The sequence below is a fragment of the Arthrobacter sp. 35W genome (genome assembly GCF_000482545.1).
Taxonomy (GTDB): Bacteria; Actinomycetota; Actinomycetes; order Actinomycetales; family Micrococcaceae; genus Specibacter.
In genome coordinates, this window is record NZ_KI519454.1 from 954435 (window position 1) to 976460 (window position 22026).

Here is a 22026-nt window from a genome sequence, read left to right on the forward strand (position 1 = left end):
AATGGCTTTTTATGCACAAGTAATCAGAAAAGGACGGTGGAACTGATGGGCAGCACGCCAGCAGCTTCGTCTCAGGCCGAAGGTTCCCACGGGGACATCAAGAGCGAGAACCCAGCTGAGCGCACTTCGGAGACCGCAACGGTTGACGCGTTCCTGGCGGGGGGCAGGGCCGAAGCTGGCCGGGCCGAGGGTGCGCCCGCAAGCCTGAAGCACGCACCCGGCCCCTACTTCGGCTCCTACGGCGGCCGTTGGATGCCGGAATCCCTGATTGCTGCTCTGGACGAGCTCGAGGACACCTTCGAGAAGGCCAAGGTGGACCCAGAGTTCCTTGCCGAGGTTGCCGAGCTGAACAAGAACTACTCCGGCCGGCCCTCGCTGCTGACCGAGGCCAAGCGCTTCTCCGCCCACGCCGGCGGCGCCCGCATCTTCCTCAAGCGCGAGGACCTCAACCACACCGGCTCGCACAAGATCAACAATGTGCTGGGCCAGGCACTGCTCGCCAAGCGCATGGGCAAGACCCGCGTCATCGCCGAAACCGGCGCCGGCCAGCACGGCGTTGCCAGCGCCACCGCCGCAGCCCTGCTGGGTCTGGAGTGCGTGGTCTACATGGGTGCCGAGGACTGCCGCCGGCAGGCTCTGAACGTGGCCCGCATGCAGTTGCTCGGTGCCACGGTGGTTCCCGTCACCAACGGCTCCCAGACGCTCAAGGACGCCATCAACGACGCCCTGCGCGACTGGGTCGCCAATGTGGACACCACCCACTATCTGCTAGGCACGGCCGCCGGCGCCCACCCGTTCCCTGCCCTGGTGCGCTTCTTCCACGAGGTCATCGGCGAGGAGGCCCGCGGCCAGATCCTGGCCCAGACAGGCCGTCTGCCCGACGCCGTCTGCGCCTGCATCGGCGGCGGCTCCAACGCCATCGGCATCTTCCACGGCTTCCTGGATGATCCCGAGGTGAAGATCTACGGCTTTGAGGCCGGCGGCGACGGCGTGGAGACCGGCCGGCACGCGGCCACCATCACGCTCGGCCGCCCCGGCGTGCTGCACGGCGCCCGCTCGTACCTGATGCAGGACGAGGATGGCCAGACCATCGAGTCGCACTCCATCTCCGCGGGGCTGGACTACCCGGGCGTCGGCCCGGAGCACTCCTACCTCTCCGACATCGGCCGCGTCAGCTACGAGCCGATCACCGATGCCGAGGCCATGGAGGCCTTCCGCCTGCTCTGCCGCACCGAGGGCATCATCCCCGCCATCGAGTCCTCCCACGCCCTGGCCGGCGCCATCAAGGTGGGCCAGCGGCTCACCGAGGGCAAGGAGAACCCCGAGGACGTCATCGTCGTCGTCAACCTCTCCGGCCGCGGCGACAAGGATGTGGAGACGGCCGCCGATTGGTTCGGCATGCTGGATGAGGACGGCAACGTCAAGGGCACCACGCTTTCCACCCGCGCCCACAAGGGCCCCGCAGCGCACAGTGAGGACGCACAGGCATGAGCACCACAGCACCGGAGAACACTCCGGCCGTCGCCAGCAAGTCCGCTGCCGCCATCGACCGGGCCAAGGCCGCCGGCCGTGCCGCCCTGGTGGCGTACCTGCCCGCAGGCTACCCGGACGTCCAGTCCACCATTGACGCCGGCATCGCCATGGCCCAGAACGGTGCGGACCTGATCGAAATCGGCATCCCATACTCGGATCCGGTCATGGACGGCGCCGTCATCCAGGCCGCCACCGTGGAGGCGCTGGCCAAGGGCTTCCGCGTGGAGAGCGTTTTCGACGTCGTGGCCGGCATCACCGCCGCGACCGATGCCGCCGTGCTCGTGATGACTTACTGGAACCCCGTGATGCGCATGGGCGTGGACGAGTTCTCCCGCCGCCTGGCCGAGGCCGGCGGCGCGGGCCTGATCACCCCTGACCTGATTCCGGACGAGGCCGCAGAGTGGTTTGCCGCCTCGGACAAGTACGGACTGGACCGTGTCTTCCTGGTGGCGCCGTCCTCCACGCCCGAGCGCGTGGCCATGACCGTCGAGGCCAGCCGCGGCTTCATCTACGCGGTGTCCATCATGGGCGTCACCGGCGCCCGGGATTCCGTCTCCAGCGCGGCCGAGGCCGTGGTGGCAGCCGCCCACAAGGCCGGCGCCGAGCGCGTTTGCGTCGGGCTGGGCGTGTCCCGCCCCGAACATGTCCGCGAGATCGCCGCCTACGCCGACGGCGTCATCGTCGGCACCGCCCTGGTTGCCGCGCTGCGCGACGGGGGAGTCCCCGCAGTGGCCGCACTGACCAAGGAACTGGCCACCGGCTTCGCACCGGCCGTTGCCGGCGGAACGGCGGCCACGGCGTGACCGGTCTGCTGGCCGCGACAGCCGCCGCCCTGCCCGCAAGCATTCCCAGCCCGAGCTGGTCCGGCTTCGATCTGGGACCGCTGCGGATCCATGCCTATGCCTTGTGCATCCTGGCCGGCATCGTTGCCGCCCTGCTGCTGACCAGCGTGCGCTGGAACCGCCGCGGGGCGCCGGAGGGTTCGCTCTGGGACATCGCCATCTGGGCCATCCCCTTCGGCATCATCGGCGGCCGGCTCTACCATGTGTTCTCCTCGCCGGATGCCTACTTCGGCCCCGGCTTTGACGGCACCGGCAACCTGGCGTTGATTCCGCAGATCTGGCTGGGCGGCCTGGGCATCTGGGGCGCCGTCGTGCTCGGCGTCGTCGGCGCCTGGATCGGCTGCCGCCGTGCTGGTGTGAAGCTGTCGTCGTTCATTGACGCCGCGGCACCGGGCCTGCTGCTGGCCCAGGCCATCGGCCGCTGGGGCAACTACTTCAACCAGGAGCTCTTCGGCGGACCGACCACCCTGCCGTGGGGCCTGCAGGTGGACCCGAGCAATGCGGACTTCCCGCAGGGGCTGCCGCCGGACACGCTGTTCCACCCGACGTTCCTCTACGAATCCGTCTGGAACCTGGCCGGCGTGGCCGCGCTGCTGCTGTTGGACCGCAAGTTCCGCTTCCGCCGCGGCCGTCTGTTTGCCCTGTACGCCATGATCTACACGGCCGGACGGGTCTGGATCGAGCTGCTGCGCATCGACGATGCCGAGCAGATCACCTTCTTCGGCATCACCACCCGGCTCAATGTCTGGACCAGCCTGCTGGTGTTCGTGGGGGCCCTGGTGGTCTTCCTGCTGCTCACCTTCGTCAAGCGTGGCTCCGTCGATGACTCGGTCATGCTCAAAAAGTACCAAAATTCCCCGGTTGTTCAGACAAATGCACAAAGGTCCACCGACGCCGGAAATGCAGAGTCGAATGGAGAAATCCAGGCCTCCGAGGAGGGTGTCCAGCATGCGGACACTTTGCAGAAAAATGTAACGCAGCTGACACAGCGTGATAATCTCGCCGATACCGGAGATGAGAACAGCTCCGGGCCCGATGCGACATCAAAGGGGCAGCCGTAGCACGGTCTGCCGCTTGGGCCGCGGGCAGTGCAGAGGACCATGGGTTACCGCCCGTGGTCCGCTGCAGACCACGCCGTTGTGGCTCAACCGCCACCACCGGCTGCTGAACGAACTCAATGTCAGCAGCCCCGGTGGCGGGGTGGCAGCTTTGCACTACCCTCTAAGTAAGTAGTGCAGGTGCTGTCCAAGCATTCGAATGAACCCATCCTCGGGCCGCCTCGTGCGGACGGTGGATGCCCAGGGCCAGTGTCGTCCCCTCCATACGCTCAATCAGGGGGAAGGACAGATTGTCATGACTCGAATCCCAACAGGCCTAAACCCAACAGGCCCCATCGCAGCCGGCGAAAGCCTGCCGCAGGTAGTGTCACCGTTCAAGCGCTTCGCGGCCATGCCCGAGGCCGCTGGACTGTACAACCCCGATGCCGAGAAGGACGCCTGCGGCCTGGCCATTGTGGCCACGCTTCGCGGCGAGCCCGGGCACGACATCGTCGCAGCCGCCTTGACGGCGCTGCGCAACCTCGAGCACCGCGGTGCCGTGGGCGCCGACGAGGGCACCGGTGACGGTGCGGGCCTGCTGACGCAGATCCCCGATGAATTCTTCCGCGCGGTGGCCGGCTTCGAGCTGCCCGCCGCGGGCTCCTACGCCGTCGGCACCGCCTTCCTCCCGGCCGAGCCGGCGGAGACGGCCGTGGCCCGCGCGGGCCTGGAGGCACTGGCTGCCGCCGAGGGCCTCACGGTGCTTGGCTGGCGCGAAGTGCCGATCGTGGCCGAGCTGGTCGGTGCCATGTCCCGTGCCTGCATGCCGCACTTTGTCCAGCTCTTCCTGGCCATCGACCCCGCACGCAGCGCCGAGGGCGAAGCCAATGCCCTCGATGCCCGCGCCTTCCGGCTGCGCAAGCGTGCCCAGAACAAGCACGGCGTCTACTTCCCGTCGCTGTCCTCCAAGACCATTGTCTACAAGGGCATGCTGACCACCGCGCAGCTGGAGCCGTTCTACCCGGACCTCTCCGACGCGCGCTTCAAGACCCGTCTGGGCATTGTGCACTCGCGCTTCTCCACCAACACCTTCCCCTCATGGCCGCTGGCCCAGCCGTTCCGCACCATCGCGCACAACGGTGAGATCAACACGGTCAAGGGCAATAGGAACTGGATGCGCGCCCGCCAGTCCACCCTGTCGCACCCGCTGCTGGGCGACAGCCCCGAGGAACTCTTCCCGATCTGCACCCCCGGCGCCTCGGACTCCGCCTCCTTCGACGAGGTCGCGGAGCTGCTCTGGCTCGCCGGGCGCCCGCTGCCGCAGGCCATCATGATGATGATCCCCGAGGCCTGGGAAAACCACGCCACGATGGATCCGGCCCGCCGCGCCTTCTACGAGTACCACTCGCTGCTCATGGAGCCGTGGGACGGCCCCGCCGCCGTGTCCTTCACCGATGGCACCCTGGTGGGCGCCACCCTGGACCGCAACGGTCTGCGCCCGGGCCGCTACTGGATCACCGAGGATGGCCTGATCATCTTCGCCTCCGAGGTCGGCGTGTTCAACGTCGAGCCCGCCAAGGTGGTCAAGAAGGGCCGCGTTGCCCCCGGCAAGATGTTCCTGGTGGACACCGACGCCGGCCGCATCATCTCCGACAGCGAGGTCAAGGCCGAGATGGCCGGCGCCAACCCGTGGGCCGAGTGGGTTGCCGACAACATCATTTCCCTGAAGGACCTGCCCGAGCGCGAGCACGTGGTGCACACTCCGGCGTCCGTCAACCACCGCCAGCGCACCTTCGGCTACACGCAGGAGGAGCTGAAGATCCTGCTGGGCCCGATGGCCAGCACCGGTGCCGAGCCGCTGGGCGCCATGGGCTCCGACACCCCGATTGCCGTGCTGTCCAAGCGCCCCCGCCTGCTCTTCGACTACTTTGTGCAGTCGTTCGCCCAGGTCACCAACCCGCCGCTGGATGCCATCCGTGAAGAGCTGGTCACCAGCCTGAACACCACCATCGGCCCCAACGGCAACCTGCTCTCGCGCTCCAAGGTCACCCAGCCCCAGGTCGCCCTCACCTTCCCGGTGATCAACAATGACGAGCTGGCCAAGATCGCCAACATCCAGAACGACGACGGCGACAAGCTGGCCATGAAGGTCCGCGGCCTGTACAAGCCCGACGGCGGCGAGGCATCCCTGCGTGCCCGGCTGTCGGAGATCTGCGAGCAGGTGTCCGGCGCGATCAACCGCGGCGTACAGTACGTGGTCCTCTCCGACCGCGACTCCAATGCCCAGTGGGCGCCCATCCCGTCCCTGCTGCTGGTCAGCGCCGTGCACCACCACCTGCTGCGCAGCGCCAACCGCACCAAGATCTCCCTGGTGGTTGAGGCCGGCGACGTCCGCGAGGTCCACCACGTGGCGGTCCTGGTGGGCTACGGTGCCGCAGCGGTGAACCCGTACCTGGCCATGGAATCCGTCGAGGAGCTCATCCGCGTCGGCGACATCACCGGCGTCACCGCCGAGGAGGGTGTCTACAACCTCATCAAGGGTCTGGGCAAGGGTGTTCTGAAGATCATGTCCAAGATGGGCATCTCCACCGTGGCCTCCTACTGCGGGGCCCAGACCTTCGAGGCCCTGGGCATTGCACAGGACCTGGTGGACGAGTTCTTCTCCGGCACGCACTCCCAGCTGGGCGGCATCGGTCTGGACGTGATTGCCGCCGAGGTGGCAGCCCGCCACGCCATGGCCTACCCCGTGGACGGCGTCGAGCAGCCGCACCGCCCGCTGCTGGGCGGCGGCGAGTACCAGTGGCGCCGCGAGGGCGAGCCGCACCTGTTCTCCCCGGAGACGGTGTTCCGCCTCCAGCACGCCACCCGCGAACGCCGCTACGACATCTTCAAGGCCTACACCAACGGCATTGACGACCAGGCCGAGAAGCTGATGACCCTCCGCGGTCTGCTGGCCTTCAAGGACGGTGTCCGCCCGGCCATCTCGATCGATGAGGTGGAGCCCGTCGCCAGCATCGTCAAGCGGTTCTCCACCGGAGCGATGAGCTACGGCTCCATCTCCAAGGAGGCCCACGAGACGCTGGCCATCGCCATGAACCAGTTGGGCGCCAAGTCCAACACCGGTGAGGGCGGCGAGGACGTTGACCGCCTGCTTGATCCCATGCGCCGTTCGGCCATCAAGCAGGTGGCCTCCGGACGCTTCGGTGTCACCAGCCTGTATCTGACCAACGCCGAGGACATCCAGATCAAGATGGCCCAGGGCGCCAAGCCCGGCGAGGGCGGCCAGCTGATGGCCCGCAAGGTCTACCCCTGGGTGGCACGCACCCGGCACTCGACCCCCGGCGTCGGACTCATCTCCCCGCCACCGCACCACGACATCTACTCCATCGAGGACCTGGCGCAGCTCATCTATGACTGCAAGCGCGCCAACCCCACGGCCCGTGTGCACGTGAAGCTGGTCTCCGAAGTGGGGATCGGCACCGTGGCCGCCGGCGTGACCAAGGCCAAGGCCGACGTCGTGCTGGTGTCCGGGCACGACGGCGGAACGGGTGCCAGCCCGCTGAACTCGCTCAAGCACGCCGGCGTCCCGTGGGAGCTCGGCCTGGCCGAGACCCAGCAGACGCTGATGCTCAACGGCCTGCGCGACCGCGTGGTGGTGCAGGTGGATGGCCAGCTGAAGACCGGCCGCGACGTCGTCATCGCCGCCCTGCTGGGTGCCGAGGAGTACGGCTTTGCCACCGCTCCGCTGGTGGTCTCGGGCTGCATCATGATGCGCGTCTGCCACCTGGACACCTGTCCGGTGGGCGTGGCCACCCAGAACCCCGAGCTGCGCCAGCGCTTCACCGGCAAGCCGGAGTTTGTGGTGAACTTCTTCGAGTTCCTGGCCCAGGAGGTGCGCGAGATCCTCGCCTCCCTTGGTTTCCGGAGCCTGCAGGAGGCCATCGGCCACGCCGAGTCCCTGGACGCGGCCAAGGCCATCAGCCACTGGAAGACCGAGGGTCTGGACCTGGATCCGATCCTGCACGGCATCGAGTTCGACGCCGACGCACCCCTGCGCAATCTGGTGCCGCAGAACCACGAGCTGGAGAAGCACTTCGACGTCCAGCTGATCGCCATGAGCGGCGACGCCCTGGCGGACCGCACGCCGGTGAAGATCTCGGTGCCCGTGGTCAACACGGACCGCTCGGTCGGCACCATGCTGGGCTACAACGTCACCAAGACGTTCGGCACGCAGGTGCTCGGGCACGACACCATCGACATCACGCTGACCGGCCAGGCCGGCCAGTCGCTGGGTGCCTTCCTGCCGGCCGGCATCACGCTGCGCATGTTCGGCGACTCCAACGACTACGTCGGCAAGGGTCTTTCCGGCGGGCGCATCATCGTCCGACCGGACCGCACCAATGTCTTCCCGGCCGAAGAGAACGTCATCGCCGGAAACGTCATCGGCTACGGCGCCACCAGCGGCGAGATGTTCATCCGCGGCCAGGTGGGGGAGCGGTTCCTGGTGCGCAACTCCGGCGCCACCGCCGTCGTCGAGGGCATTGGCGACCACGGTTGCGAGTACATGACCGGCGGGCAGGCATTGGTCCTGGGCCGCACCGGACGCAACTTCGGTGCCGGCATGTCCGGTGGAACGGCCTTTGTGCTGGACCTGCAGCCGGCCAAGGTCAACAAGGCAGCCCTGGACTCCGGCGAATTGCAGCTGGTGGAACTGGATGCCGAGGACAGGGACATTGTCCGTGGCCTGCTGGTCAAGCACCGCGAGGAGACGGATTCCGCCGTCGCCGCCCGGTTGCTGGAAGATTTCGACGCTGCCGCGGCGCGCATCACCAAGGTGCTCCCGCGCGACTACGCCGCCGTACTGGAAACACGCCTTGCTGCATCGGATGCGGGCATCGACCCGGATTCCGAGGAAGTTTGGCAGAAGATTTTGGAGGTTACCGGTGGCTGATCCCCGGGGGTTTTTGAAGGTCCGCGAACGCCAGACCCAGCCGCGCCGGCCCGTTCCGGTGCGCATCATGGACTGGAAAGAGGTGTACGAGGCCCAGGAGAAGGGCGTCCTGAAGAGCCAGGCCGGCCGCTGCATGGACTGCGGCGTGCCGTTCTGCCACCAGGGCTGCCCGCTGGGCAACCTCATTCCGGAATGGAACGACCTCGTCTGGCGCGACAAGGGGGAGGAAGCCATTGAGCGGCTGCATGCCACCAACAACTTCCCCGAGTTCACCGGCCGGCTCTGTCCAGCACCCTGCGAGTCCTCCTGCGTGCTGGGCATCAACCAGCCCGCAGTGACCATCAAGCAGGTCGAGGTGTCCATCATCGACGCGGCGTTCGACAATGACTGGGTCAAGCCCATGCAGCCGGCCCGCCTGACGGGCAAGACCGTCGCCGTCATCGGCTCCGGTCCGGCCGGCCTGGCCGCCGCCCAGCAGCTGACCCGCACCGGCCACACCGTGGCCGTGTACGAGCGCGACGACCGCATCGGCGGCCTGCTGCGCTACGGCATCCCCGACTTCAAGATGGAGAAGGAGCACCTGGACCGCCGCCTGGCCCAGATGACCGCCGAGGGCACCCGGTTCCGTCCGGGTGTCGAGGTGGGCAAGGACATCAGCTGGGACCAGCTGCGCCGCCGCTATGACGCCGTGCTGATCGCCACCGGCTCCACCGTGCCGCGGGATCTTTCCATCCCCGGCCGCGAGCTGTCGGGCGTGCACTTCGCCATGGACTACCTCGTCCAGGCCAACCGCGTGGTGGCCGGCGACGTCGTCGAGGGCCAGATCGATGCCCGCGGCAAGCACGTCGTCATCCTCGGCGGCGGCGACACCGGTGCCGACTGCCTCGGCACCGCGCACCGCCAGCAGGCAGCGTCCGTGACCACGCTGGCCATCGGCAAGCAGCCGCCGGCCGAGCGCCCCTCGCACCAGCCCTGGCCGACGTTCCCGACCCTGTTCGAGGTCGCCAGCGCCCACGAAGAGGGCGGTGAGCGCACCTACCTGGCCTCCACCGTCGAGTTCATCGGGGAGGACGGCGTGCTGAAGGCGATCAAGGTTGCCGAGACGGAGTTCGTCAACGGCCGCCGCGTGCCCAAGGCGGGCACCGAGCGGGAAATCCCGGCTGACCTGGTCTTCCTGTCCCTGGGCTTCACCGGCCCGGAGCCGGCCGGCGTCACCGAGCAGATCAAGGTGGAGCTGGACGAGCGCGGAAACATCATCCGCGACGGGTACTACATGACCAACACCGACGGCGTCTTTGTCGCCGGCGATGCCGGCCGTGGACAGTCCCTGATTGTCTGGGCCATCGCGGAGGGCCGTTCGGCCGCCGCTGCCGTGGACAAGTACTTGGACGGCTGGACCATCCTGTCGGCGCCGGTGGCGCCCACGGATGTGGCGCTCAACGCTTTCTAGGTCTAAACCGCACCCACCATCTGAGACAAGTTTTTCGAAGAGAATCCACACCATTAGGGTTAGGTATATGAGACGCGCAAAGATTGTTGCAACCTTCGGGCCGGCCATCGCCAGCTATGAGAACACCCTCGCGGTGCTTGAGGCCGGCGTCGACGTCGCCCGCATGAACATGAGCCACGGTGACTACGCCGTGCACGACAACACGTATGAAAACGTCCGCAAGGCGGCAACCCAGCTGGGCAAGGCCGTGGCCATCATGGCCGACCTTCAGGGACCGAAGATCCGTCTGGGCCGCTTCGTAGACGGCCCCCACAAGCTGGAGGTGGGCGATGTCTTCACCATCACCACCGAAGACGTCCCCGGCACCAAGGACATCTGCTCCACCACGCTGAAGAGCCTCACCGAGGACGTCAACGTAGGCGACACCCTTCTGATCGACGACGGCAAGGTGTCCCTGGTTGCCACTGCCGTCGACGGCGTGAAGGTTGTCACCAAGGTCACCGTGCCCGGCATGGTGTCCAACAACAAGGGCATCAACCTGCCCGGCGTGGCCGTCAACGTGCCAGCACTGAGCGAGAAGGATGAGGACGACCTCCGCTGGGCCCTGCGCCGCGGCGTCGACCTCGTTGCCCTTTCCTTCGTCCGCGACGCCACCGACATCACCCGCGTACACGAGATCATGGATGCCGAAGGCCGCCGCGTTCCCGTCATCGCCAAGGTCGAGAAGCCCCAGGCCGTGGAGCACCTGTCCGAGATCATCGACTCCTTCGACGCCATCATGGTGGCCCGTGGCGACCTCGGTGTGGAGCTTCCCCTGGAGGAAGTGCCGATCGTCCAGAAGCGCGCCATCGAGCTCGCCCGCCGCTGGGCCAAGCCGGTCATCGTGGCCACCCAGGTCCTCGAATCCATGATCGACAACCCGCGCCCGACGCGTGCCGAGGCCTCCGACTGCGCCAACGCCGTGCTCGATGGTGCAGACGCCGTCATGCTCTCCGGTGAGACCAGCGTCGGCAAGTTCCCGATCGAGACCGTCAAGGTCATGGCCCGGATCATCGAATCCACCGAGGTCCACGGCATGGAGCGCGTGCCGGAACTGGGCACCAAGCCCAAGACCCGCGGCGGCGCCATCACCCGCGCCGCAGTGGAAATCGCCGACCAGCTGGATGCCAAGTACATTGCGGCATTCACCCAGTCCGGCGACTCCGCACGCCGCCTGTCCCGCCTGCGCCCCAAGAAGCCGGTGCTGGCCTTCACCCCCGTGGAGCAGGTCCGCAACCAGCTGGCCCTCACCTGGGGCATCCAGCCGGTGCTGGTGCCGATGGTTCACCACACGGACGAGATGACCGAGCAGGTTGACCGCACGCTCTTGGAGATGAAGCTGGCTGTGGATGGCGACCTCGTCATCATCGCCGCCGGTTCCCCTCCCGGACAGGCCGGTTCCACCAACTCCCTGAAGGTGCACAAGGTTGGCGACCTCGCCGACACCACCAAGAGCGGCGAAAGCAAGAAGGAGAAGGTCGGCCCCTGGCCCACCGCATAATTTCTTCGTAGGAAACGCAGAGGCGGTCCGCACCCATTGGTGCGGACCGCCTCTGCGTTCTAGCCTCGCTGGTCGAACTTGTCGAGACCTGGTGACGTGCGCCGGGACCCGGCCCGCCGCCGTCGTGCTAGTTGACCTGGTTGATGATGGTCTCGGCCACTTCGCGCATGCTCAGGCGGCGGTCCATCGACGTCTTCTGGATCCAGCGGAAGGCCTCCGGCTCCGTCAGGCCCATCTTGGTGGTCAGCAGGCTCTTGGCGCGCTCCACGAGCTTGCGGGTGGCGAACTGCTCCTGCAGGTCCGTCACCTCCAGCTCGAGCGCACGGATCTCCTCGTGGCGGGACAGCGCGATTTCCAGCGCGGGGATCAGATCGGCCGGGGTGAACGGCTTGACCACGTAGGCCATCGCGCCGGCGTCACGTGCCCGCTCAACGAGCTCCTTCTGGCTGAAAGCGGTCAACAGCACCACGGGGGCAATGCGGGCCTTCACGATCTTCTCAGCGGCCGTAATGCCGTCCATGACGGGCATCTTGACATCCATCAGGACCAGATCGGGGCGGAGCTCCTCGGCCAGCTGAACGGCCTTCTCGCCGTTGTCAGCCTCGCCGACGACGTCGTAGCCCTCGCCGCGCAGGATCTCCATGATGTCCAGACGGATCAAGGTCTCATCCTCGGCCACGATCACACGGCGTGCGGGTGCGGGGGTGGCGGGTGCGGATTCCGTTTGTTCAGACACAGGGGCTCCTTGGAAGCAATACTTCGGTAAGGCGGACCGTAAATCCGCTGGCAATGGCCGGCTCTGCTGCGCCGGTTCTGTGAATTAGCCTATCGGCATGTAGAGTAGTTTCGCGCACTTGTTCGGGAATGAGTCCCGTTTCAAGTGCTGTGCTTTGCACCACATGGTGCATGCCCGAGTGGCGGAATGGCAGACGCGCTGCACTCAAAATGCAGTATCGAGAGGTGTGTGGGTTCGAGTCCCACCTCGGGCACAGTGTTTCCGCAGGTCAGAGGCCCTTTGGGCCTCTGACTGTGGACAAATCTCCCAAAAGTGTGGACAGCGGCGTAGCATTTTAGGCATGGCTTCCATCCGAGTTCGCTCAAAATTGGACGGGTCCAAGACCTATACCGTCCGGTGGCGGGATCCCAAGACCCGCACCGAGCAGGGCATCACCTTTGCCACCGAGTCCGAAGCCACCACGGTGAAGAAGCTCCTTGACGCCAATGGCCAGTCCTTCGAAATTGCCCAGGATGCGCTCGTCGCGAAGGAATCAAACCTCCCCACAGTGGCCGAGGTGATCCAGGAACACCTCGATCTGCTCGTTCGCCCGTCAGCGGGCACCATTCGCACTTACCAGACCATGCTGAACCTGCACATCAACGACGTCCTGGGCGCAGTCCCCGTCGACAAGCTGGACTACCGCCAGATCACCCACTGGATCCGCGAGATGCAGAAGAAGGGCCGGTCAGCCAAAACCATCCGCAACAACCACGCGCTGATCTTCTCCGCCATGGAGACGGCTGTGATGCTCAAGTACCGGCTGGACAATCCGTGCCGTGGCGTCCAGCTGCCGTCGGGGGAGAAGGCGGAGGATGAGGTGAGGTTTCTTACCCATGCGGAATTCGGGCTGATCCTCGAATGCATGGGGGAGCGGTACAAGGACTTCACGGCGTTTCTCGTCATGACCGGCACTCGCTTCGGCGAGGCAACGGCAGTGACCGTGGCCGATGTGGACCTCCTGTCCAAGCCAGCCACGGTGCGTATCAACAAGGCTTGGAAGCGAGATGGCGTGAACAGCTTCTATGTGGGTCCTACCAAGACAGGCGCTGGAAAGCGCACCGTGTCATTGAACCCGCAGCTGGTAGAGATTCTGATTCCCTTGGTCGCGAGTCGGCAGGGGGCAGACCTGCTGTTCACCACACGGAATGGCACCCGGATCTCGCATACCACCTTCTGGCGCAACAATTGGGTGCCGGCCATCAAAGCGGCCAAGGCGGCGGGGTTGAAGAAGGACCCGCGGATCCACGATCTGCGGCACACGCATGCGTCGTGGTTGATTCAGGACGGGGTATCGCTGTTCACCATCTCCAGAAGGCTTGGGCACGCCTCTACGCGCACTACGGAGCAGGTGTACGGGCACTTGATGCCCCAGGCACTTCAAGACGCCGCAGACGCCGTCGAGCGGTCCGCGAATGTGTGGCGTCGATAACGTCCAACGACTTGGGCGCTACGAATACCTCTGGCGGGACTGTGCTCGTGTCCCGATCATCCTTGTCGTTGTGGGTTCTGGCTTTCTGATTGGCACTTCGCGCAATAGCGCGATCTGCTTTAGCTGGGCAGACGTGAAGATGACCTTTCCCTTGCCCCAGATGGTGTGGGGGAAGTCGCCTCTGGCGGCTCCATCCCTCAGCCAGGCTTCCGAGCATCGCAGGAGAGCTGCAGCCTCGGCCGGTTCAAAGAATTCGAGCTTCATGAAGTCACTCTGTCCTTCCGTCCTAGCGCTGCCCCGAACGGGCCACCACCCTCGTTGGTGGATTCCCTCATGGATGGATCATGGCCGTTTTCCAGACCGTCAACATGATCAGGTAGGCCTAGTCAGTGTGTGGCAGTCCTGCCTCAGGTTGGAGGGCCGGGGAAATCGATGCGTCTGGACATCTGAGTGCCGTGGGTCAGACGGGTGGCGTCTGAGCAGATTAGTTTCCGAAGTCAGTAGTTTTAGCCAGTTGTCGGGATGAACCCGTTGTCCTTGACGCCGACCCACGTCGCAGCCGTCGAAAGCGGTGGCTTGATTTTTCAAGGAGTACACCGCTCGCCACGGCGTTCTTGAAGTTCCCTAGCCGAAAATTGGCCTCGTACCAGGAGAATTTCCAATCAAGATTGTTGTTGGTACCTGTCATATTCTTTGCCCTAGGGTTTCCAGGGCGAGACGGCATGGCCGGCACGATGGCTGGCCATCGATTGCCATCTTCCTCAGCCGTAAGTCGTGCGCAGATCTGGTGAATGCAGGTGGATGGTGGGGTGTAGGTAGGAATGGACTTGCATCGGGCAATGCGATGGCGACAGGCTCTTGGTATCTAGTCAACGTCTCCGGGATCGGTCCTGCATGAATTCCACCTAGAATGTCGGGATGGTGACCTCACAATCACGACCGCTGGACCTCATCTATGAAGAATTTTGCAAGGTGTTGCGCTCGGGTGACACCGAGTGCGCGATGGATCTCATGGCCCTCGCCGCTGTCGCGGCCGCGAATACCCCTTCGCAGAATGAAAGATTCCTTCTTCGAAATCTTATCCGGACAGGTAACTTGGGGGTTGAGTGCGCTGACATACGGTTGGACCGAGACTTCGACAACGCAGCCCTTCAATTCGTTCTCGATTCAGTAGGACCGTTGGCATCCGCCGTCCGAGTTGACGTTGGAGCATCAAGAAGCCGCCAACGAGGGTGGATTGATGGATGGAAGAGCCTCGCCGGATATCATCCCGAGTGCGCGGATGCACCCAGGATCTCGAGTTTTTACTTTGCCATCGAAAAATGCCTTGATAGGCAACCGAGCGAAGCCGACGTTGAAGAATTCTTAAAACTCGCGGTTCAAGTTCAGCAAGATTACACGGGTCCGGATTCCGGGGCCAACAGGATCGCATTAGAACATTATGACGAGTCCAACCCAGATGAGGAGTATTACGAGGATGAGTTTGAAAATACCACCACAATCTTTGATGAATTTACAACTTTTCTCAACGAGGGTGAAATCTTTGAAGCGCTTGGCCTCATCGCCCCGTCTCTGATATATGTGCAATTTGAGGGAGACCAGGGTGCAGATCAAACGGTATCCCAGCTTCTCGCGACAAGTGCGGATATCATTCGGGAATATTGGAACGACGCAACCGAACTGAACGACTTGAGGTCCCGGCTGTGGGTCTCGTCATATGAAGAAGCAGTTGAAGCGTTTGGCGATAGTGTCCACGAAAGTCTCGAGCTGCCAAGGTTTGAAGTTGATAAACCGGAGCTTTCAAACATGGAGAAGGAACTCCTCCAACGCGCTGTGATCAGGAATCGCGTTGATAATCGGGATGTGGATCGCGGAATTGTCGTTCCCCCCGGCGACACCGTTGAGGAATTATGTGAGCCTGACAAAGATGATAGCTTTATTGAGAATGAAGATGCCTCCGAGGCTCTCGAAATTCAGGCCACTGATCGTAAAGACAACGACTCGACATTTCAGCGGGTTGAGCCACTTGGAAGGGTCAAAGAGCGTGCCGAGAATGCCCTTCGGGCGTCCCTCATTGCTTCAGCACAAGACCATATTCGTGACGTTGGTGGATTCGGTCCCCAGTCGGCAAATCTTGCCGAGATTGCAGTCGCTGAGTCCCACCGAGTCTGGCTCAGTCACGCGACCGTCACATCAACATGGGCAGACAACCCATCTCAAGGAGTACAAGGTTACGGTCGAATGGTCAGAGCAGATTTGGAACGCTGGGCAAGTTCAGTAGCTGTCGACACGCATCCCTTGCCCGTTGACACCCGACCTGTGCCATCAAAGAGGTCCCGTCGCTTCTACGAACACGTTCTGGCCTGGATGGTCACGGCATTCGTCCTTGGCATATTTGTTCAAGCCCATGACTCAATCTGGTGGTTCATTGGCATCGGCGGAGGCCTCGGATGGCTATTTTCATCGAACTACAATTCGATTCCTACCCCTCAACTGGCTCCCATTCCAGACGATCACCGAGGGTCGAGAGCGGTGCTGGGCAAGGCTCTTGTCGGGATCGGGCTACATGTGGCCGCTGAATACGACAAACACCGATTTTCACCGGATTTGTCGCCGGCTGCTCTTCGTCAGCTAGTTCATGGCTTTTGGCAGCCCTTGGAGCCGCCTCCATCCCCGATGTCGTCTTGTAACCCACGAGAGGCCGAGTACATTGCTGCTCAGTGGATGAGATTCCTGGGTGCCACTGAATGCCGCGTAACCCAGGCAACACGTGACGGAGGAGCCGACGTCGTCTCGGCACATCATGTGGCGGAGGTCAAGCATCGCCAGGCCCCGGTTGGGGTCAGTTTTGTCCGACAGATCTTTGGTGTTGCCGCTAGTACCTCAAAGCATGCTCTGTTCTTCTCCCTCGGAGGATACACGAGTGGAGCGATCGATTTTGCAAATGATAATTCGATCAGCCTCTTTCAGTATGACCCGTTTCAAGGAACAATTTCTCCTAGATCTCGATTAGCTTCCGATACGCTAGAACGCGGTTTGGCGAGCATTAGTTGTTAGTCAATATCTTTCACAGGGCTATTTCGTCGCGGATTTGGGGAAATTCAGTGATTGGTGCGGATCAAAATTCGGATGGATCAAGAATAGTCCAGAGAATAACTCCCAGCCATGCCTAATTATGAAGAGTCCTCATGGTGGGTCTCTTTAGTATAGATATGGCTAATCCCATCGGCGCTGCCGCTCGATATTATTAGGGAATCTAAGGGCTCGAAACGAGTGCTTAGTTGGCATCTGAAGCAAAACATCACTTGCTTTAGAATTGTTCCAAAATAAAAGGCGACCATCCGAATTTTAATGGTCGCCTCGTGGATGCTTGGCGTCTCTCCAAGTCGTTTAACTGATGCCTGTCGAGCGAATCAGTCCACATTTTTATTATACAATAAATCAACGATAGGAACCGTTGTCGCCGGTGCCTTTGCCAGAGGGCATGTTGCCGTCCTTGTCGTATACCGCAGTTGACTTATTCCCATCGGCATCGGTTGTTGTTTGGTACCACCCGCCGGGGTAGTTAGGGTTGTCGGTCGGGTTCACCGTCAGCCTTTCGCCGCCGCCTAGGTCGAACTGCTCTCCTTCTTTGTTGCCCACCTCAATCACCTCCCTCGCTCGCCTTGTTCCGCCGCTCTACCATCAGGTGTATCTTCGACTCCGCTGGCCTCCGCTGGTAGCGTGATCCCAGACTCGCACAGCTCGCTGGCGGGAGAGTCAAAGGGGACAGAAGAGGGACAAGCGTGCAAGAAAATAGACTGGCGCTCTATGCGATCCCATCGTCACCAACTGAGTTCGGCAATGGATTGCGTGCGCTCCGTACGGTGGGGCTGCTGAAATTGGCGCGTCGGCAGGAGGTCGGGCCGGGCCGACTCGTGCTATCCAAGTCCCAGCTCTTCAGGTACGAGCAGGGTGTGCTACTTCCCTCATTGACATACGCAGAGCATCTCGATGAGCTATATGAAGCAGAAGGATGGGTCAAGATGTCGCTTCGCACGCTCTGGCGCCCAAAATGGAATCCGTGGCGTGAGGATTACGGTGTCGCCAGCTATCGTCATGCAGTGGACTGGCCAGCTCCGTATCGAGGCATGGTATGGATCCAGGTTAAGCCACTTCCGGAAAACGTAGGCCTGCTCCACCGCTTCATCTTGGATTGGGGCCCATGGACACGACTTGTTCAAAGCTTCCTGTCTTCCGAAGGAGTCGTGCTAGTCACTGGCAAGGCGCCAGACGGTGACGGTTACTCGAAGACGTGCAACTTCGGCTCCAACCATAAGGTCTTCACAATCCACGGGGCAGGCGACGTTGAGGATGAGGCGATCATCGATATCCGCCAAGGATGGCGACTCCGAGACGCTGAATAGTGCAATACACAGGGCCGTATTAGCGCAATCAGGCACTGAACGGTTATGGTCGGCCCAGAGACTACCTGCTTCCCAGGCAGCCAAGCAACAAGCCGCCGATTCTATTTTGACCAACTGAGGATATCCAGAAGAGTCAGATCGCTGAGTTTCGTCAATCTTCCAACATCATCGCCTTGGTCTCTGAACCGTATTTCCGGACATCGTGGTTTACCATCGCGGTGACGATAACCACAACTTCCTAGTCATTGAAGCGAAGAAGGACAGCGGCTTGCCAGCCAATGCTAGGTCACGCGACGCAGAAGTCTGGGGTAAGTTCAAACTTCGGGCGTACGAGGCCAAATTCCGCTATAGGTACGCCTTTTTCATCACTATACGTACTGGCACCAGAACACTCACCGGAGAACTTTCCGTTGAAGGAATAGAGTAGAGCGCCCAAGTATCTGGGGGAGGAGAAAGCTGGACTCTGTCTCTTGAACTCACGTTCATCTGGATGTACGGGCCGGAGAGTCGAATGGCCCCTCACTATCCTGCCGCGTCATCTGGAGGGAATCGCCCCCAGATTAACCGTCTGCAGGTGTTGGGCCGCTCGCGGCGCCGCAGAATGAACGGGCACTTCGAAATGTCTGAGCCGTCAACTGCCAGGGTCTGCGGGCCGTCTTCTCGCAATGTGGCGACCTATAGCCCGCGGCAATCATGTTTAGGTTCGTGGGATGGTCTCGTCTCGCTTACCTTCATGTGCCGATTGGTAGCATTGTTCTAGATCTGATCGTCTTCCGTCGAAGCGAGCCACGCGTTGAAGTCCGCGCGGCTGATGCGCAGGTGCCGGCCAATCCTGTGGGCGCGGGGGCCAGTGTGCTTGACCCGCCACTGGTAGAAGGTCTGCTCGGGAATCTGAAGCAGCCGGCAGATGTCCTTGGGCGTGAGCCACTGGTCTTCAACCGGCTCGGTTGTGATAGCCGTTGCTGGATCGTGGGCGATAGACATGGCTGGCTCCTCATGGTGGCCGGTCCAGGCTTGCTGTCTTGGCCGCTGGTGCGAATCTTTGCCCATTCATCGCGGAGGGACACCAACACTACGTGACCTCACCTACCGAGGTTTGCTGCGCCAAATCGATCAGGTGCTGTCGAACCGCTGACTGGTCCGCAACGAAATGCCGCTGCCCGGCGCCTACCAGGGTATGTGGAAGCGATACCTGCACCAGACCGTTCTGTTGGAGCATTCGAACATTGAAACGCACCGTGGAATCCGAGAGTCCGGTGTACCGGCCGATCTGCATGGCATCCGCCGGGCCGTGCCGAACGAGACACCGGATGATCCGGCTCCGTGTGCGATTCAACAAAACACTGGACATCACTTGCCACGTCCTTAGGCAGAAATCTCCCGGCTGGTCATCGTAGACCCGTCTACACCGAACAATGTACGCCGCCTCGGATCATGAGGGAAGTGGTGGGCCCGCCGATGAACGGGCAGTTGAACAAGCTTGCAGGCCACGGCGTTGTGGGTGGCCAGCGAAGGACGGGAGCTATGGAATGAACGAGCATCCACAGATTGAGGCCTTTCGGCAGGCCGCGGCTTTGATGAAGGCTGAGCGCTACTGGCGGCGCAACAGCGAAGACGATATCGCGTTCCTGCAAGCATTGGCGGAGGTGGCCACCGAGGTCTGCTACCACCTGGACTCGTGCCACGTCCTGAGTTCCGCTGGATTGGCCGCATATCAGTCCGCCGTGGGCGCACGAAGAGTTCCTGGCCTGGATGAAGCCAACGCCGAGCTAGTCCTGATGACCGCGCTTGATGAGGCGGTGCGCCGCCGCGTTGCGGCAGCATCGCCATCGCGCAATACTGGGGACCGTAAGGGAACGCCGTACTGATCGTCGGTCGGCGGTGCCGCCGCGACCACGACCAGGAGCCGGCCATGGGGGATGAGGGCGAGGCCACATCAGTGGACCAGTCTGCCCAGTCGGTTCTGGCCCGCCGGTTGAATCTGCTGATGGATGTTGTCGTTGCCGAGCGCGGAACCCCCGTGACCTTCCGCGAGGTACAGGACCAGCTGGCAGCCCAGGGCATCAGCCTGTCGCGGGCTCGCTGGTTCTATATGAAGGACGGCACCGGCCGCCTGGTCTCGGATCGCCGGCTCCTGTCCGCGATCTGCGAGATCTTCGGCGTTGACCCAGCCTACCTACTGGGCGAATCAGACTCCGAGCTACCGCAACGCATCGATTCCCAGCTCGAGTTCGTGAAGTCCCTACGCGCGGCTCGGGTCAAGTCATTTGCGGCCCGCACGCTTGGCGACGTGTCGCCGGAAACTTTGCGCGCCATCACCGAGTACCTGAACAGGGACATCCAGCTCCATCCCGAGGGCGAACAGGCCGCGGCTATTCCTCCAGCAGGTAGCGAAGGTGAGCTGCCAGCAGCTCCTTGATCCGCTCCTGGTCGGCTGAGTAGCGCGGCGAACGGCCATGGCGTCGGCCGGGTTCGACGTCGGCGGTCACCACACCGGCCGCCTCAAGCGCGAGCAGGTGCTTGGCCACGCTGGGTTCGCCGGAGCTGACGGCGGCCACGATGTCCCCGCGGGAAGCGGGCCCATGCGCTGCAAGGAACCGCAGGATCTCGTTTCGCCCACGGTTGCCGAACGTGGCCACGGCGGCCTCGACGTCGGAGGACCAGGCCTCATCTCCCGGGTGCGTTATGCGTGGCATGGCACCATTCTGCCCCAGAGTTGTCCACAATATAAGCTATGGACTCTTGACAATACTTTAGTTAGCTTCGACACTGGCTTTCATAGTCTTATGCCGCGGCGGCCACACGATGAATCTCGGATCCCGCCGCATGAGTTGGGGCCAACCAACTCGATCTCGTTCCGGCGGACAGCCGCCTGAAGCGGATCTCCAGAGGCGGTGTCGACTGCGACGCCGTTCCCGAGCGGCCACTAAATGTACGAAGCGGTGAAGACCATGGGTCTCAAATCCAAGCCAGCAGAATCCACTACGCCCAACGGGGGAGTCGACGCGTCGTTGACGCGCCCGCCCGTCCCGGACATCCCCACAGACCAGCTGATGTTGGCCGTCGAGAGCACGAGACCCTACGTTTGCGCGCGGCTGCGGCGCCTGAGCCGACTCGACGACGTCGACGACGTTATGCAGGACATCCGGCTGGCGGCATGGGACGGGCTCGCCAGGCAGCGCTACCGGGAGTTTCCTGGGGTGTCGTTTGCGGCCTGGGTCCAGGGCATCGCCGGGCATCTGTGCGCCGAATTCATCCGGAGGGAGATGTCCCACATGACGCTTCCTCTGATGTTCGACGCCGAAACGGCGGCGGTATCGCCCGTTGACTTTGCCCCCACCGAAAGCATGGACAGGGTCGCGGAGCGGGAGTGGGTGGGGGAGGTCCTGGAGGCCGCTCGGAGGCATGTTTCGGAGGAAACGTGGGACCTGGCCGTTCACAGCCTGACTACGCCGCGAGACAGGATGCCGGCCGAGCGGTCGGACGCTGACGATCGCCGGCGGTGGCACGCCGTCACGGTGCTCCGCCAGACAGCGTTGACCATCAAAGCGGCCTTCGAGGTTGAGATGGTCCTTCTGGGCGCAGACGAATCCCTGAACCCCATCGCGGTCGGCTGCCTGCCCAATCCGCTACTGCGGTTGGTTGCAGAGCGGTTGGTTCTGACCGGCGTCAGCGGTCCAGCCAGGACCCAGGCGATTGCAGAGCTGTCTGCCGAAGTTGGTGTCAGCGTCCGCTACATCGAGGTCAAGATCGGGCACGCCCGAAACCTCTACAACGCGGCACGAGACGTTCTGGAGCGAGCGGGTCGAGCTAACTGGCAAGGTGAAATCGAGTCGGACGACGACGATGTTGCCGCGGAGCATAGCCCGGTCCTCCCGTAGGACTCCAGCACTGTCATGGACGTTGTCAGAGGGGGATTAGTGGAGCAGATATCACGCTGGGCTCGATACATCGCAGGGCGCCGGAGACTGTTGGTGGTCCCGCTTGTCATGGGGATGATCGCAGCCGCCGTCGTTCTTCTTTTCGCTGTTCGGGCGCCCGGCCCCGCCCAGTCCGCGCC

General features: G+C 63.1%; 15 protein-coding genes and 1 tRNA gene. 12 read left to right on the forward strand and 4 right to left on the reverse strand.

The window, feature by feature from the left end:
* The first annotated feature begins 45 nt into the window (after window positions 1–45).
* The 6 genes from trpB to pyk all read left to right on the forward strand — a co-directional run bounded on the left by trpB (window position 46) and on the right by pyk (window position 11353).
* Window positions 46–1491, forward strand: coding sequence for a tryptophan synthase subunit beta (trpB, locus tag K254_RS0104110; RefSeq protein WP_081710061.1), 1446 nt, complete (start codon window positions 46–48; stop codon window positions 1489–1491).
* Entirely contained in the window at window positions 1488–2336 is an 849-nt protein-coding gene (gene trpA, locus K254_RS21655) for a tryptophan synthase subunit alpha (protein WP_035748974.1), read from the forward strand. Before trpB ends, trpA begins: the two co-directional genes overlap by 4 nt.
* Window positions 2333–3436 (forward strand): prolipoprotein diacylglyceryl transferase, encoded by a 1104-nt coding sequence (gene lgt / locus K254_RS21660; RefSeq protein WP_051388787.1) that lies wholly within the window; start codon window positions 2333–2335, stop codon window positions 3434–3436. The genes trpA and lgt overlap by 4 nt, the downstream gene beginning before the upstream one ends.
* A 292-nt stretch (window positions 3437–3728) precedes the next feature.
* On the forward strand, window positions 3729–8363 hold the full coding sequence (gltB, locus tag K254_RS0104125) for a glutamate synthase large subunit (RefSeq protein ID WP_026554308.1): 4635 nt from the start codon (window positions 3729–3731) through the stop codon (window positions 8361–8363).
* Window positions 8356–9813 carry a glutamate synthase subunit beta gene (locus tag K254_RS0104130; RefSeq protein ID WP_026554309.1) on the forward strand — a complete coding sequence of 486 codons (1458 nt, stop codon included), beginning with the start codon at window positions 8356–8358 and terminating at the stop codon, window positions 9811–9813. The genes gltB and K254_RS0104130 overlap by 8 nt, the downstream gene beginning before the upstream one ends.
* Window positions 9814–9880: 67 nt before the next feature.
* Entirely contained in the window at window positions 9881–11353 is a 1473-nt protein-coding gene (gene pyk, locus K254_RS0104135; RefSeq protein ID WP_026554310.1) for a pyruvate kinase, read from the forward strand.
* Window positions 11354–11480: 127 nt separating this feature from the next.
* On the opposite strand, the gene K254_RS0104140 is transcribed toward pyk, so the two are convergent.
* On the reverse strand, window positions 11481–12089 hold the full coding sequence (locus K254_RS0104140; protein ID WP_026554311.1) for an ANTAR domain-containing response regulator: 609 nt from the start codon (window positions 12087–12089) through the stop codon (window positions 11481–11483).
* Between the two features lie 172 nt (window positions 12090–12261).
* Here K254_RS0104140 and K254_RS0104145 point away from each other — a divergent pair.
* The 3 genes from K254_RS0104145 (at window position 12262) to K254_RS26095 (ending at window position 16617) form a co-directional block, all read left to right on the forward strand.
* Window positions 12262–12342, forward strand: a tRNA-Leu gene (locus tag K254_RS0104145).
* A gap of 114 nt (window positions 12343–12456) precedes the next feature.
* Entirely contained in the window at window positions 12457–13560 is a 1104-nt protein-coding gene (locus K254_RS0104150) for a tyrosine-type recombinase/integrase (RefSeq protein ID WP_231391739.1), read from the forward strand.
* Between the two features lie 918 nt (window positions 13561–14478).
* Window positions 14479–16617, forward strand: coding sequence for a restriction endonuclease (locus K254_RS26095; protein ID WP_231391740.1), 2139 nt, complete (start codon window positions 14479–14481; stop codon window positions 16615–16617).
* A gap of 384 nt (window positions 16618–17001) precedes the next feature.
* Here the strand turns inward: K254_RS26095 and K254_RS25600 are convergent, their stop codons facing one another.
* Both K254_RS25600 and K254_RS0104180 read right to left on the reverse strand, forming a co-directional pair.
* On the reverse strand, window positions 17002–17202 hold the full coding sequence (locus K254_RS25600; protein ID WP_155848443.1) for a hypothetical protein: 201 nt from the start codon (window positions 17200–17202) through the stop codon (window positions 17002–17004).
* 1520 nt (window positions 17203–18722) lie between these two features.
* On the reverse strand, window positions 18723–18950 hold the full coding sequence (locus K254_RS0104180; RefSeq protein ID WP_051388789.1) for a helix-turn-helix domain-containing protein: 228 nt from the start codon (window positions 18948–18950) through the stop codon (window positions 18723–18725).
* Between the two features lie 545 nt (window positions 18951–19495).
* Between K254_RS0104180 and K254_RS0104190 the strand changes: the two genes are divergently transcribed.
* Together K254_RS0104190 and K254_RS21670 are read left to right on the forward strand one after the other, a co-directional pair.
* On the forward strand, window positions 19496–19834 hold the full coding sequence (locus K254_RS0104190) for a hypothetical protein (RefSeq protein WP_026554317.1): 339 nt from the start codon (window positions 19496–19498) through the stop codon (window positions 19832–19834).
* Between the two features lie 44 nt (window positions 19835–19878).
* The gene (locus K254_RS21670; RefSeq protein WP_051388790.1) at window positions 19879–20385 is read left to right on the forward strand and encodes a hypothetical protein; all 507 of its coding nucleotides are present in this window, start codon (window positions 19879–19881) and stop codon (window positions 20383–20385) included.
* Here the strand turns inward: K254_RS21670 and K254_RS21675 are convergent.
* The gene (locus tag K254_RS21675) at window positions 20339–20662 is read right to left on the reverse strand and encodes an ArsR/SmtB family transcription factor (protein ID WP_035748979.1); all 324 of its coding nucleotides are present in this window, start codon (window positions 20660–20662) and stop codon (window positions 20339–20341) included. The two genes, K254_RS21670 and K254_RS21675, sit on opposite strands and share 47 nt — an antisense overlap.
* Window positions 20663–20896: 234 nt before the next feature.
* Between K254_RS21675 and K254_RS0104205 the strand changes: the two genes are divergently transcribed.
* Complete coding sequence (locus K254_RS0104205; RefSeq protein WP_081709875.1) at window positions 20897–21847, forward strand: RNA polymerase sigma factor; 951 nt, start codon at window positions 20897–20899, stop codon at window positions 21845–21847.
* Window positions 21848–22026: the final 179 nt, after the last annotated feature.

Bases quoted from the DNA above. Each gene is read 5' to 3' on its own strand.
- trpB (WP_081710061.1), top strand. From the start codon at position 46: ATGGGCAGCACGCCAGCAGCTTCGTCTCAGGCCGAAGGTTCCCACGGG.
- trpA (WP_035748974.1), top strand. From the start codon at position 1,488: ATGAGCACCACAGCACCGGAGAACACTCCGGCCGTCGCCAGCAAGTCC.
- gltB (WP_026554308.1), top strand. From the start codon at position 3,729: ATGACTCGAATCCCAACAGGCCTAAACCCAACAGGCCCCATCGCAGCC.
- pyk (WP_026554310.1), top strand. From the start codon at position 9,881: ATGAGACGCGCAAAGATTGTTGCAACCTTCGGGCCGGCCATCGCCAGC.
- K254_RS26095 (WP_231391740.1), top strand. From the start codon at position 14,479: ATGGTGACCTCACAATCACGACCGCTGGACCTCATCTATGAAGAATTT.
- K254_RS0104180 (WP_051388789.1), bottom strand. From the start codon at position 18,950: ATGTCTATCGCCCACGATCCAGCAACGGCTATCACAACCGAGCCGGTT.
- K254_RS0104190 (WP_026554317.1), top strand. From the start codon at position 19,496: ATGAACGAGCATCCACAGATTGAGGCCTTTCGGCAGGCCGCGGCTTTG.
- K254_RS21670 (WP_051388790.1), top strand. From the start codon at position 19,879: ATGGGGGATGAGGGCGAGGCCACATCAGTGGACCAGTCTGCCCAGTCG.
- K254_RS21675 (WP_035748979.1), bottom strand. From the start codon at position 20,662: ATGCCACGCATAACGCACCCGGGAGATGAGGCCTGGTCCTCCGACGTC.
- K254_RS0104205 (WP_081709875.1), top strand. From the start codon at position 20,897: ATGTACGAAGCGGTGAAGACCATGGGTCTCAAATCCAAGCCAGCAGAA.